At 62.1% G+C, this 13224-nt stretch carries 14 protein-coding genes; 8 read left to right on the forward strand and 6 right to left on the reverse strand.

Annotated elements, in window-relative coordinates:
• The 3 genes from QMB98_RS04700 to dapC form a co-directional block, all read left to right on the forward strand.
• Window positions 1-739, forward strand: a 739-nt coding sequence (locus tag QMB98_RS04700) for a VanW family protein (RefSeq protein ID WP_371684519.1), incomplete at its 5' end; no start/stop codon positions are given.
• A 52-nt stretch (window positions 740-791) separates the two neighbouring features.
• Window positions 792-1115, forward strand: a complete 324-nt coding sequence (gene fdxA, locus QMB98_RS04705; protein ID WP_371684520.1) for a ferredoxin — start codon at window positions 792-794, stop codon at window positions 1113-1115.
• On the forward strand, window positions 1115-2242 hold the full coding sequence (dapC, locus tag QMB98_RS04710; RefSeq protein WP_371684521.1) for a succinyldiaminopimelate transaminase: 1128 nt from the start codon (window positions 1115-1117) through the stop codon (window positions 2240-2242). The genes fdxA and dapC overlap by 1 nt, the downstream gene beginning before the upstream one ends.
• Window positions 2243-2492: 250 nt before the next feature.
• Here the strand turns inward: dapC and QMB98_RS04715 are convergent, their stop codons facing one another.
• The 3 genes from QMB98_RS04715 to QMB98_RS04725 are packed head-to-tail and all read right to left on the reverse strand — an operon-like array spanning window position 2493 to window position 5431.
• Window positions 2493-3320, reverse strand: coding sequence for an NUDIX domain-containing protein (locus tag QMB98_RS04715; RefSeq protein WP_371684522.1), 828 nt, complete (start codon window positions 3318-3320; stop codon window positions 2493-2495).
• A complete protein-coding gene (locus QMB98_RS04720) occupies window positions 3310-3906 on the reverse strand; it encodes a nucleoside triphosphate pyrophosphatase (RefSeq protein ID WP_371684523.1) in 597 nt (198 codons plus the stop codon). The genes QMB98_RS04715 and QMB98_RS04720 overlap by 11 nt, the downstream gene beginning before the upstream one ends.
• Entirely contained in the window at window positions 3887-5431 is a 1545-nt protein-coding gene (locus QMB98_RS04725; RefSeq protein WP_371684524.1) for a DUF885 domain-containing protein, read from the reverse strand. The genes QMB98_RS04720 and QMB98_RS04725 overlap by 20 nt, the downstream gene beginning before the upstream one ends.
• Before the next feature lie 72 nt (window positions 5432-5503).
• Here QMB98_RS04725 and QMB98_RS04730 point away from each other — a divergent pair, with 72 nt between their 5' ends.
• From QMB98_RS04730 to QMB98_RS04740, 3 genes are all read left to right on the forward strand, one after another.
• Window positions 5504-6532 carry an adenylate/guanylate cyclase domain-containing protein gene (locus tag QMB98_RS04730; RefSeq protein ID WP_371684525.1) on the forward strand — a complete coding sequence of 343 codons (1029 nt, stop codon included), beginning with the start codon at window positions 5504-5506 and terminating at the stop codon, window positions 6530-6532.
• Between the two features lie 120 nt (window positions 6533-6652).
• The gene (locus QMB98_RS04735; RefSeq protein ID WP_371684526.1) at window positions 6653-7330 is read left to right on the forward strand and encodes a response regulator transcription factor; all 678 of its coding nucleotides are present in this window, start codon (window positions 6653-6655) and stop codon (window positions 7328-7330) included.
• A 3-nt stretch (window positions 7331-7333) separates the two neighbouring features.
• Window positions 7334-8653 (forward strand): ATP-binding protein, encoded by a 1320-nt coding sequence (locus QMB98_RS04740; protein WP_371684527.1) that lies wholly within the window; start codon window positions 7334-7336, stop codon window positions 8651-8653.
• Here the strand turns inward: QMB98_RS04740 and QMB98_RS04745 are convergent.
• Window positions 8603-9115, reverse strand: coding sequence for a GtrA family protein (locus QMB98_RS04745; RefSeq protein ID WP_371684528.1), 513 nt, complete (start codon window positions 9113-9115; stop codon window positions 8603-8605). The two genes, QMB98_RS04740 and QMB98_RS04745, sit on opposite strands and share 51 nt — an antisense overlap.
• Window positions 9116-9133: 18 nt before the next feature.
• Between QMB98_RS04745 and QMB98_RS04750 the strand changes: the two genes are divergently transcribed.
• Window positions 9134-10261, forward strand: coding sequence for a 5-(carboxyamino)imidazole ribonucleotide synthase (locus QMB98_RS04750; RefSeq protein WP_371684529.1), 1128 nt, complete (start codon window positions 9134-9136; stop codon window positions 10259-10261).
• Between the two features lies 1 nt (window position 10262).
• Window positions 10263-10751, forward strand: coding sequence for a 5-(carboxyamino)imidazole ribonucleotide mutase (gene purE, locus QMB98_RS04755; protein ID WP_371684530.1), 489 nt, complete (start codon window positions 10263-10265; stop codon window positions 10749-10751).
• On the opposite strand, the gene QMB98_RS04760 is transcribed toward purE, so the two are convergent.
• Together QMB98_RS04760 and QMB98_RS04765 are read right to left on the reverse strand one after the other, a co-directional pair.
• Complete coding sequence (locus QMB98_RS04760) at window positions 10717-11994, reverse strand: LCP family protein (protein WP_371684531.1); 1278 nt, start codon at window positions 11992-11994, stop codon at window positions 10717-10719. The two genes, purE and QMB98_RS04760, sit on opposite strands and share 35 nt — an antisense overlap.
• Window positions 11991-13199, reverse strand: coding sequence for an LCP family protein (locus QMB98_RS04765; protein WP_371684532.1), 1209 nt, complete (start codon window positions 13197-13199; stop codon window positions 11991-11993). Before QMB98_RS04765 ends, QMB98_RS04760 begins: the two co-directional genes overlap by 4 nt.
• Between the last annotated feature and the right edge of the window lie 25 nt (window positions 13200-13224).

The following is a 13224-nucleotide window of genomic DNA, read 5'->3' on the forward strand; positions in this document are numbered from 1 at the left end:
CACCGAGAACCGCACCGTCGAGGCAGTGGTCTCCGAGGAGGAACCCGAGTTCACGACCGCGGATGCTGAGGCACTCGGCATCAACGAAGTGGTTTCCGAGATCAGCACGCCCCTGACCAACGACGCTGTTCGTACTGAGAACCTCATTGTTGGTACCGCAAAGACGAACAACACCCTCATTCTTCCTGGGGAACAGTTCTCGCTCCTCAACACGCTCGGCCCCATTACGGAGGAGGCGGGCTTCGTGTCCTCCGGTGTGGTCATGGAAGGCTTTAACGCGACCGCCCTCGGTGGTGGCCTATCGCAGCTCGCAACCAACACCTTCAACATTGGGTACCGGGGCGGCATGGAGGACATCCAGCACCAGCCGCACTCGAAGTACTTCGACCGCTACCCGATGGGTGTCGAGTCGACCGTGTGGGAGCCGACTGTCGATGTTATTTGGCAGAACAACTCGCCTTACGGCGTGCTCGTTGAGACCTGGGTTGAGGACGGTGAGGTGAAGTCCCGCCTCTGGTCCACCAAGTACTACGACGTCGACATTCAGGTGTCGGATCCCTACAACTACGTTCAGTCCACAACGCGCGTCAACACCTCATCCGAGTGCGTTCCCTACGCCGCCGGTGGTCCCGGTTTCACAGTTGATGTGAGCCGCACCGTGACCGCGGAGGGCCAAACGGTCTACAACAACAGCTACTCCTGGACATATCAGCCAGTCGACGCAGCCGTCTGTGGTTAGTCACGAAAAACGTGGGATAATATCTAGACAGCTGATGAGAGGACTGTAAATCGTGACTTACGTCATTGCACTTCCCTGTGTCGATATTAAGGACAGGGCCTGCGTCGACGAGTGCCCCGTCGACTGCATTTACGAGGGTGAGCGCATGCTCTACATTCACCCCGACGAATGTGTTGATTGCGGCGCCTGCGAACCCGTGTGCCCCGTAGAGGCCATCTACTACGAAGATGACACTCCCGAGGAGTGGAGCGAGTACTACAAGGCCAACGTCGAGTTCTTCGACAAGGTTGGTTCGCCCGGTGGCGCCGCGAAGATGGGTGTCCTGCCGTTCGACCACCCGATCGTTGCAGCCCTCCCGCAGGGCATTAACGACTAATGCCTCTCTTTGGGCAGGGTCTGCCCGACTTCCCGTGGGACACTCTCGCTCCATACAAGGAGAAGGCGAACTCGTATTCCGGGCTGGTTGCCGACCTGTCGATTGGCACCCCTGTCGACCCCACCCCGCAGATCGCGATCGACGCGCTCAGGTCAGCTGAGCAGTCACCGGGCTACCCACCGGCTCTTGGTACCACAGAGCTCCGCACCGCCATGATCAACTGGTGGGCCCGCACCCGCGGGGCCACGATCCAGCCCGATGGGGTGCTCCCCACGATCGGGTCGAAGGAGATGGTGGCGCTGCTACCGTCCCTGCTTGGCGTCACAGGCAAGGTTCTCATCCCCGAGGTCGCATACCCCACGTACGACGTGGGCGCGAGACTGTCTGGAGCCACACCGGTTCCGATCGACACCGCTTCCGACCCGAACACGTGGCCGGAAGCCGACCTCGTGTGGTTGAACTCGCCCAGCAATCCCGATGGTCACGTGCTCGATCGCGAGCAGTTGAGGGCCATCGTCCAGTGGGCGCGCACGACCAACACCGTGGTTGCCTCGGACGAATGCTACGCGGCGCTCCCGTGGGAGGAGCCGTACGCGAGTGAAGGCGTTCCCTCCCTCGTCGCAGATGATGTTGCTGGGGAGGACAAGAGCGGGCTTCTCGCGCTCTACTCCGCCTCGAAGCAGTCCAACCTCGCCGGCTACCGCGCAGCTTTTATCGCGGGCGATCCCGAGATTCTCCGCCCCATTGTGGAGATGAGGAAGCACATGGGGTTCCTCATGCCGGGACCGGTCCAGAAGGCCATGACTGCCGTGTTGAACGACGATCGCCACGTAGCAGAGCAACGCGAGGTCTACCGTAGGCGGCGCGATTTGCTTATGGAGGCCACGAAGCGAGCAGGGCTAGTCTCCGATGCCGATACTGCCGCCGGCCTCTACCTGTGGCTGAGCGACGAACGCGGGCAGGCCGACGCCTGGGAGATCGTGGATGCTCTCGCAAGCCGCGGCATCCTGGTCGCCCCAGGCACCTTCTACGGTGAATCCAGCCGCATGTTCGTCCGGATGTCTCTCACGGGAACGGACGAGGCCATCGAGGCCGCAGCCGAACGCCTGCGCGAGCCGCTCTTCTAAGGCACAACCTCGCCCGACAAAACAGCTGCGTGGCAGTAACTGCGACGTCAATGTGGCGCCTACCCTTTGGCGCCACATCTTTTATCCCAGCGGGCGAGCAAGACCGTTCACTGGTCGCGCCCATACCAACCACCGGTTGCTCATTGGCGGCGCTCATGCCAACGATTGATAGCCTTTCAGTCGCGCGCAAGCTAATCGCTGGCCGCTTTTCGGGTGCACTTAAGCCAAACTCCAGTTGACGAACCGGTGACTATGCTTTGGCCAGCTCCCTGTTGAAGTGAGCTGGGTCGAGGGCCTTCCCTCCGGGTACGGTCGTGCCAACGGTCGTCACGACCTGGTAGTGACTGGTGTCGAGATCCTTCGCGGAGTGCACATGGTGGATCGTGGCTGGGACGGAACCGCGTGCCGAATGGGCCTTGAGCATGGGACCCTCACCGATGAGGACGATGTCGGGGAACCAGCTGACTGTCCTCTCGTAGTCCTCGTCCCTGGCCTGGGCCGCTCCGCGGCGAATGTTCTCCGCCGTTGATGGAGCCATGGTCTCGATGGGGAAGCCGAGGGTTGCTCTCCGGACGAGATGCTCTTCCCACCCCTCATCAAGAAACTCGCTGTTGAGGATGAGAAGGGTGCGACCGAGGAGCTTGTCGAGCAGGGGGAGTGTCTGCTCGAAGGCGGGCATGAGCTTACGTCCATGCAGATCCTGCCACCGTACCCACTCCATCGCATCTGACTCGTGGTCGGTGGCGATCGCCTTCTGACCGGGAGAAGTCTCGGCTATCGCGGTGGTGTAGGACCAGTCCGGGTGGTGCAGGGTGGTGGTCGCCCACACCCTGACAACGCCGAGACCCGCCTCCTCGCGGGCCTCCCTGAGGGCGCCCTGGATCGGCGTCTCGTCGTAGTCGATGGCTCCGCCGGGGACTCCCCAGGTGCCACCTGACATGGACCACTGGGCGCGCAGCTGGAGGATCACCTCGGGCCTACTGGCATCGCGCCACGCGAGCACGCCAGCGGCACCGGCATGGCCCCAGTGGCGCCTCTCGCACCTGCATTCGACAACACCGTCCGCGCTAGCGCCCATCCCACAACTCCGCAATGGAATAACCCGTCTCTCTCAAGAGGTGACGGAACACGGGTAGGGACAGTCCCGTGACCCCGTGCGGGTCACCCTCGATCCTGTCGATAAAGGGGCCTCCGTAGCCGTCAATGGTGAAGGAACCTGCCACATAGAGCGGCTCCTCCGTGGCCAGGTAGGCCTCAACTTCCTCATCGGTCATGTCAGCCACGTGCACGGTAGCCCGCGAGACCCCGCCAACGGATCCGCGGGGCGTGATGAGCCAGTGACCGGTGTAAAGGTCGCCCGCGTTGCCCCTCATGGCATGTAGGCGCGTACGAGCAACCTCCACCGTGTGGGGCTTGCCGACGATCTCACCCGCCATGTTGAACATCGAGTCGCCACCGAGAACAAGTTCGTGATCCGTCACCCGTGCGACGGCCTCGGCCTTCGCACGCGCGAGGGCGAGCACCCGATCCGCAACCGGAGCATCACCCATGTCCGCAAGGATCGCGTCCTCGTTCACCTCGGACACGACAACATCGGGGGTAATACCGGCGCCGGTCAGGACCTTGAGACGGCCCTCGGAAGCGCTAGCGAGACAGAGCCGCATGAAGGGTGTCCAATCCGAGGCCGCCCAGGGCGAGTGCCCGGGAATGGAACTCGCGCAGGGACTCACCGCGCGCAAGGGCGGTGTCGCGCTCCTGCTCCCAGAGCCTCTGACCGACCTTGTACGAGGGTGCCTGCCCCGGCCATCCCAAGTACCTGTCCAGCTCGAAGGCGAGGAATGAGTGGTCCATCGCCACGTTCTCCGTCAGGAAGCCCCAGGCCTGCTCCGCAGTCCAGCCCTTGACGTGAACGCCAATATCAACGCGAACGCGAGCTGCGCGCAGGCGCTGCGAGTCAAGCATGCCGAAGTACTCGCCCGGATCGTCCAGGTAGCCAAGATCGGCCATGAGCTTCTCAGCGTACAGAGCCCATCCCTCGCCGTGGCCGGACACCCAGCAGGCGTGCTTGCGCCAGCGGTTGAGGTTGGGGTCCGCGACGGTGGAACCGTTCTCCAGGTGGTGGCCGGGAACGCCCTCGTGGTAGACCGTGGTCTTCTCCTGCCACGTGTTGAACGTGTCAACGCCCTCGGGAACGGACCACCACATCTGACCGGGACGCGACAGGTCGTGCGTGGGCGGGGTGTAGTAGATGCCGCCGGTACCCGGGTAGAGGACGCGAGCATCGATGCGGCGCATCTTCTCCGGAATATCGAACTCGGAGGACAGGTTCCTGACCGCGTCGTTCGCGACCTGCTGCATCCACGCCTTCAGGTTGTCGCGGCCGTGAATGGTGTACTTCGGATCGTTGTTGAGGCGCTCGGTTGCCTCCTTGACGGACGTGCCCGCGCCATACATCTCACCCGCGATGCGTTCCTGCTCGGAGATGATCGTGTTGAGCTCATCCTCGGCCCACTCGTACGTCTCATCAATGTCGACATCCGCGCCCAGGAAGTAACGCAGGTGGGCGGGGTAGCGGTCGCGGCCCACACCATCAACCGTGGTCTGCGGCAGGGTCGTGAGGAATTCACCAATCTGCGAGAACGCAGCCCTCGCGGCCGTCGTATCCATCCGCTCGGACAGCTCCTCAAGGATTCCGGTGGTGGCGATCTGGTCGGCCTGCTCATTTAGTGCTCGGACCTGACGCTCCGGGAAGGGAAGCCCGTTGTCGACGCGCCACAGGAGGGCCTCCCGGTACTGCTCGAGAGCTGTGGGGATGGCATCGACGCGCTCGTGGATGGCATCCCAGTCTTCTTCTGTCTCACGGCTCATGAGATCGAAGGAGTCACGAATGTTCGGGATCGGGGAGGCGATGTTGTTGAGGACGCCAACCTCATCGTCGGCGATCGCGAGCCGAGAGCTCAGGCGCTCCTTCATCGCTTCCTTCGTGACCCACTCATCGTCGTTCGCCGGTTCTACCGCATCGAGCGCCTTCAACGTGCGGCGATCAAGGTCGTTGACCTGCTCGATTCCCGCGGGGGAGAAGTCGTCCAGCTTGCCTGTCTTGGCAAACCCTGTTTCGGATGCAAAAAGGGGTGATAGCGTGGTCAGTTCGTCGACGTACTGTTCTGCAATATCATTGATGGTGGTCATGTTCTCAGACTACGCCAGGTCGGCCACCTCGGCGGCTTTGGTAATCCAGACTCGACTGATAAACTTATACATGTGACCCGTGACACAAAGTTTGAGAAATTCCGCGAGACCGTTGAGGCTCGCGCAAACTCACTATTGACGGGTCAGCCCCAGTTTACGCTCGCTGAGGCAGCAGAACGCCTCGGGACAGACAGGCGTACCGTTCGTCGCTTTTGGATATCGATGGGCTTCCCCGCAATCGACGACGAAGAGAACGACAAGATCTTCACCGGTTACGACCTGGAGATGATGCGCAGGCACTTCGACAAGTTGCAGGCCGGTCAGCTCGACTCCGACACCCTGAATTCGCTCGTGCGGGCCCAGTCGCACATGGCGGACAGGCTGGTGCTCTGGCAGTACGAGGCCCTCGTCGAGTTCGCGGAATCCACGTTCGAGCTTGACGACCTGGACGCTCGCTACTGGGTGATCGAGCACATTGATGAGTACCTGCCTCTGCTTGAGGATCAAATGAAGTACGTGTGGCGCCGCCACATGGCGGGCTTCCTGCGCAGAACGGATGTCGAGATCCGCAGGCGCTCCCCGGAGGTCGAGACTCCGGAGCTCATGCCCCTCGAGCGGGCGGTCGGCTTCATCGACCTCGTTGCCTTCACGACCAGATCCCGGGAGCTTGGCTCCGAGCAGCTCGTCAGCTTTATTCGCGACTTCGAGTTCACGTGCCGCGACATCATCACCACCCACGGCGCCCGCCTCGTCAAGACCGTGGGTGACGCCGTCATCTTCATCTCCGAGGACCTGTCGACCGGCGCCAAGGTGGCCACCGAGCTCGTTGCCGCACTCGGGAAGATCGAAGGCATGCTCCCTGTGCGCGCCTCGCTCACGTGGGGCAGGATCGTGTCCTCCTTCGGTGACATCTTCGGCCCCGTCGTCAACCTGGCAAGTCGGCTCGTTGACATCGCCCCAACGGGTTCCGTTCTCATCGACCGCCCCACGGCCACCGCGATCTCCGCAAACCTGTCGAACTACATGGTTTTGCCGTTTGGTGAGCAGGATCTGCGCGGCACCGGCAATGTCGAGATCTTCGAATTGAAAAGGCTACGTTAGAGTCAGGGAAGCGCAACTATCCCGGTGGTCTCACCGCGTGCTTGATAAAGTTCGTGTAAAGCTTTTGCGTATTTCGTGTAAAGTTAGCCACGTTTTCCGTTCGCCATCTATACTCAGAGTGTGATGAAGGTATTACTCGTTGAAGATGATCTCGCTATCTCCGACCCCTTGGTACGAGCACTCGGCAGGGAGGGTTACGAGGTGCGCCCACACGGCACCGGTCGTAGCGCTCTCGAGGAACTCCAAAACGGCGCCGATCTCATCATCCTTGACCTGGGATTGCCGGACATGGATGGTTTGGACGTAGCCCGCACCATTCGCGCTCAAGGATCGAGCGTTCCCATTCTCATTCTCACGGCACGCGCCGACGAGGTCGACATGGTTGTCGGCCTGGATGCTGGTGCTGATGACTACGTGACGAAGCCGTTCCGTCTTGCCGAGCTCATGGCGCGCGTGCGCGCGCTCCTGCGCCGCGGCACAGGCGAAGAGGGCGAGTCCGACATCCTTGTTGCTCAGGACGTCAAGGTCGACGTATCGGCACACCGTGCCTGGGTGCGGGACAAGGAACTGCACCTGACGGGGAAGGAGTTTGATCTCCTGACGGTTCTCATGAGGGACGTTGGCTCAGTCGTGTCTCGCGAGGACCTCATGGATCAGGTCTGGGGCTCTGAATCGGCCTCCTCGACGAAGAAGCTGGACATGCACGTGTCGTGGCTTCGCCGCAAGCTTGGCGACGATGCTAACGAACCGACCTACATCTCGACGGTCCGCGGCATGGGATTCAGATTCGAGAACTAGGCCATGCGTCGCCGCGCACTCAGGATGACGCTGCTGGCAGTCCTGGTTGCTGTCGTGCTCCTCGGTCTCCCCATGACAATCTTCGGCTCCTCCATGCTGTGGAACCAGGAAATTGCGAACATGAGGGACAAGGCCAACTCTCTCGTCTCCATCATCGACCGACGGATTGACCGCGGCGCGGAAATCACGCCGGAGCTCATTGAGGGCTGGGGTGGCGAAGCGGCCCCAACCATCCACGTGACCGTGTTCCTCCCCGGTGGTGGGGAAGTGTCCGGTGGCGCCGATTTACCCGGCAATCCACTGACTGTGGTGGAGCGGGGCACCTCCGGTGTTGTCGTTCAGGTGCAGACGGACCGCGGGCACATCTACCGGTCCATTGCCTGGTTCGTCATTCTCGTGTCCGTGGCCTCGATCGTGGCTCTGCTCGCCGGTGTCCTGCTTGCTGCACGCCAGTCTCGCAAGCTTTCCGCGCCCCTGATCTACCTGGCCGCCTCGGCCGAGCAGATCGGTTCCGGCACGGTTCGTCCCCACCTGAAAAAGTCAGGGATCGAAGAAATCGACCTCGTGTCTGAGGAGCTCGTGCGCACGGCTGACAGGATGGCGGGGCGGTTGTCCGCGGAACGCCAGTTCGCGGCCGATGCCTCCCACCAGCTTCGCACCCCGCTGACGGCGCTCTCGATGCGCCTTGACGAGATCGAGATGCTGACGGAGGACGAGGAGGTCCTGACCGAGGTGCACGCGTGCCAGGATCAGGTAGAGCGCCTCACGGGTGTTGTGACGGAGTTGCTCAAGGCGTCACGGTCGGACGGTGGCGGCACGACGGAGGCCGTGTCACTCACGAAGATCTTTGATCAGCAACGCGACGAGTGGACGAAGGTCTTCAGCAGGGCCAAGCGCCGCCTCGTGTTTGAAGAGGACGAGGGAGTGACGGTGCTCGCGACTCCCGGTTCGATTTCTCAGATCATCGCGACACTCATTGAGAACGCCGTCAAGTACGGCGAGGGAGAAACGAAGGTCTCTGCCCGCCCCACCGCGAATAACAAGGGCGTCGTCATCACCGTGACCGACGAGGGCGAGGGTGTGCCCGACGAGATCGGCGACGATGTGTTCAAGCAGGGCGTGTCCACCGGTGGTTCCACGGGACTGGGCCTACCCCTCGCGCTCAACCTTGCTCGCGCCGACGGTGGGAAGCTGGAGCTGTCTCAGAACAGCCCGCCGATCTTCTCTCTCACACTGAACGCGGTTCCGAACCAGTTGGATCCGAACAAGGTGCTACCGCAGGGTGCTCTCATCTCGATGGGTTCGCGCAGGCGTCGACGCTAGTTCCGACGGAGCAAACACGACGTACCTGTAGCAGAGATACCGGAAGGCAGTGCCAAGCACGAGGCCCACACCATTCGCCGCGACGTTGTCCGCGAACTGCGAGTCGTACCCGAGCACAAATCGTGACACGGCGAGACAGCCGAGTGCGATTGCCATGCCGCCCAAGTTGACTAGCACGAACATCGTGAACTCGCGTCGCGTGTTGTTCTGCTTCTTGTCCCGGAACGTCCACAGCCTGTTCCCGATCCATGCAAAGACAATGGAGACGGTGACAGAGATGGTCTTGGCGGCCATGGACTGGTCGAAGGGGAGGGCAATTGGCCAGTGGTATGCCAAGAGATTAAACAGGCCAATATCGACGATGTAAGCTCCGAGACCAACAGTGCAGAATTGGAGAAACTCGATCAGCCATTCCTTGAGGGACTGCCCACGGAGCAGACGCCTAACGAATCGCGATAACACTCGATTAGCATATAGGACATGGCACAAAAAGTAGTGGGGACGGGGGCCCGGTCGGGCGCACCGGTCGTTTGCGTAATCGGAGGTGGCCAGCTGGCCAGGATGATGCAGGAGGCGGCAATCCCACTGGGAATTGAGCTGAGGGCTCTTGTGGAGGCCGAGGACGGCTCCGCGGGGCAGGCCATTCCCTACTCCACCGTTGGCGCCGCAGATGATCGAGATCTCATTACCGGCTGGGTGGGCGGCAACGTCGTCACCGTCGAACACGAGCACATTCCCGACCCGATCCTGCGCGAGATAGATTCCCGGCCCTCCGCGGACGCTCTGCGATTCGCTCAGGACAAGCTCGTCATGAGGAGCGAACTGGAAGCCCCGCACCCGCGCTGGTACGAGGCTACCTCCCGGGCGGAGATCGATTCCTCGATCGCTGCTCTCGGTGGCGTCGCCATCGCCAAGACCCCGACCGACGGATACGACGGCAAGGGCGTTGCGGTTGTTCGCTCCGCAGTGGATGTTCCCTGGGAGTATGCAGATGGGGAGCGGATTCTCCTCGAGGAGAAGGTCGAGTTCGACATGGAGGTGGCGTTGCTCATTGCGCGCCGCCTCTCGGGCGAGATGAAGGCGTGGCCGCTCGTCCAATCCACCCAGCGTGACGGGATCTGCTACGAGGTCATCGCACCCGCTCCCGTGGATCAGGCTCTGCTCGATCGGGCCACGGAGATCGCCACGACCATTGCCGAGCAGACCGGGGTCGTGGGTGTGCTTGCTGTCGAGATGTTCGTCGTGGGGGACAGGCTGCTCGTCAACGAGCTGGCGATGCGCCCCCACAACACCGGCCACTGGACCATCGACGGCGCCGTGACAAGCCAGTTCGAGCAGCACCTGCGTGCCGTCCTCGACCTACCCTTGGGAGACACCTCGCCAAAGGCCGCGTGGTCAGTCATGGTCAATCTTCTCGGCTCTGACCTTGAGGATCCCAGGCAGGCTCTCGGTGCCGTCTGGGAGGCGGATCCCGGGGTCAAGATCCACATGTACGGTAAGGAAGTGCGGCCGCTTCGCAAGATCGGGCACGTCACTGTCAGCGGTGATGATCTGGAGTCCGTGAAGGCACGTGCCCACGAGGCTATTCGAATCCTGGAAGGAAAATAGTATGCGCGTTGGTGTTGTCATGGGGTCGGATTCGGATTGGCCGACCATGCAGGCCGCGACCGAGGCCCTCGACGAGTTCGGCATCGAGTGGGAGGCTGACGTTGTCTCCGCCCACCGCATGCCGCAGGAGATGATCGACTACGGCGCAACCGCCCAGGAACGCGGGCTCAGCATCATCATTGCCGGAGCCGGGGGCGCAGCCCACCTGCCCGGCATGCTCGCCTCCGTCACGACCCTGCCGGTCATCGGTGTTCCGGTGCCTCTCAAGCACCTGGACGGCATGGATTCGCTTCTGTCGATTGTGCAGATGCCGGCGGGTGTGCCCGTTGCGACCGTGTCGATCGGTGGGGCGCGGAACGCCGGCCTGCTTGCCGCCCGCATCCTCTCCATCACCAACGATGACCTGAGGGTGAAGATGAGCGAGTTCCAGCAGGACCTTACTGCCTCAGCTCACGCTAAGGGAGAGTCACTGCGACGTCGTCTTGAGTGATTGACCCGTCGCGCACCTTCGCAAAGAACTCATCCACCGTGTTGGGGTCCAGGAGTACCGTGGAACCCACGCCACCCGGCTGGTAGTTCATGTCAATGATCGGCGGGGTGCCAATGATTCCGTCCGGTCCCATGATTGACCGCATCGGCATCGCAATGCGCGCCAGATCAAACAAACTGGTGTCCTGATCGACCGTGAGAACGGTTGCGGTCGAACCGACAATGTCGCGCTGCTTGAACGGGTTGACCAGCACGGACGGGGTCAGGACCTCGTTCATGACCTGGGCGATCACCTGACGCTGGCGGGCAGTACGACCAATGTCGCCCTGAGGGTCCGCGTAGCGCATGCGGCTGAAGGCAAGTGCTGTGGTGCCGTCCGACTCGTGGCATCCGGCCTCCCATTCCAACCCCGAGTACGCATCACTCACGTCGTAGTCGAGGCACAATTCGATGCCACCTACGGCGTCCACGAGATTAGCGATTCCATCCATGCCCACCTCGACGTAGTTGTCGACCGTGAGCCCCGTCAGGTTCTCCACCGTCAGGACAAGCAGCTCTGGGCCACCACGGGAGTACGCGGAGTTGAGCTTGCCAGGACCGTATCCCGGGATCTCGACGTACGTGTCGCGGGGAAGTGAGATGAGGGAGGCGTTGCCGGACTCGGGAATATGAACGAGCATGATCGAGTCGGATCTCTGCCCCTCCACGCCGTCGTTAATGCCATCCTCTGAGCGCTTGTCCGTCCCAGCAAACAGCACGGTGCGTCCTGGGATATCGGGGGCACCCGAGAGGGCATCGATGTGGGTGAGCTTGGAGTTGCCGTACCACATGAGGTACGCCGGCCACGCGATGATGGCGACGAGCAGAACCACAAGGAGCGGGATGATGATCCTGCGCTTGCGGAACTTCTTCCGGGGTCTGGGCGGGGCCGCCTGAGTAACTGGAGCCGCAGCAGCCTGCGGCCGCCTGCGCTGCGGTGGTGCGGAACGGCTCTGTTCTGGAGAGTCGTCTAGGGGGAGGCCCAGGGGTTCCTTCTTGGGGGTCTGCTGGGCTGGTCTCTGGGAACGGGCCGGAGCGTAGGTGGGTGGTGGAGTATCCGCCGGTTCCGTCTGCTGACGCTGGTCGGGGGAGCGGCGCGGTGCCGGCTTCGACATGCGTTCGGTGCGCCCGGGAATGACCGTGGCGCCGTCGGCGTTCGGTCTCCTCCTCGGGTTCTTCGGAGGGAAGGAGGGGGCTCCACTCACGGTTGTCCTCCGTTCACCGTGTCCGTTTCTGGGGTCGTACTTCCGCCGGCCGGAGCCTCGGTACCATTCTCACCCGAGGGGGTTTCCTCGCCAGAGGGGGGCTCGCTGACAACGAGTTCACCCTCCGGAGTGATGACGCTTTCGAGCGGCACATCGTCGCGCAGAGCTTCCCACACGACTTCCGCGTTATCGGCTGGCAGTACGCGGGCACCTGCGGGCTCCCAGGGCATCGTCATGAGGAACATGTCCTCGGTTCCGATGTTACGGATCGAGTTGGCGAGGGACGCGAGCACATCCATGTTGCCCAGATCCCCATCGGTCACGATCGACTGGGACACAGCATCCACGAGCCGATAGAGGGAGGGAATGTTCGTCATGAGGTTGCGGTTGACCGCCTCCTCGACGATGGCGAGGACGAGGTCCTGCTGCCTTGTCATACGACCGATGTCGGAACCGTCGCCGATGCCCTTGCGGGCGCGTGCGAAGGCAAGGGCCGTTTCGCCGTCGAGGGTCTGGCACCCCTGCTCGAGGTTCAGTGCGGTTACGGCGTCGCTCAGGTCCTCGTCGAAGCACATTTCGACGCCGCCGAGAGCATCAACGAACTGGCGGAACGAAGCAAAATCGACCACGACAAAGCCGTCAATGTACAGCCCGGTTAGCTGTTCGACCGTTCTGATCGTGCAGGCCGCAGCCGCGCCGATGTCGTCAGTTTGGCCACCGATGGAGAAGGCGGAGTTGAACATGGCGGAGGATTGGGACTGGGTCCATGTTCCGTCCGGCAGGCGGCAGGAGGGAATGTCGACGAGCGTGTCACGTGGGATCGAGACAATCTCTGCTCGCGAGCGGTCGGCGGAGATGTGGGCAAGCATCGTCGTGTCAGAGCGCATGCCAACGACTTCGTTGTTGGCGCCCGCACCGTCAATGTCCGAGTCGCCCGCACGGGAATCGGAACCCATGATGAGAATGTTGATGTCTTCGCCCGGACGGAAGGGTTCGATCTCGTCGTCTTTTTCGCGATCCAGGTAGATATCGATGTCCTGGTATTGAATGTTCCCATCGAGCCTCGTGTACGCGAAGTAGACGGCAGAGGCGAGGAAGAGGATGATGGCGAGCAGTCCGCACAGGAGTGGCACGACCCAGGGGTATTCTCTACCGGTTGGCTCGTGCCGTGGCGCATTGGATGTGCGGGACGATGACTCACTCACCATCCCAATACTAGTGCCACGCGCC

It is taken from the genome of Flaviflexus sp. (genome assembly GCF_041440645.1).
Lineage (GTDB): Bacteria > Actinomycetota > Actinomycetes > Actinomycetales > Actinomycetaceae > Flaviflexus.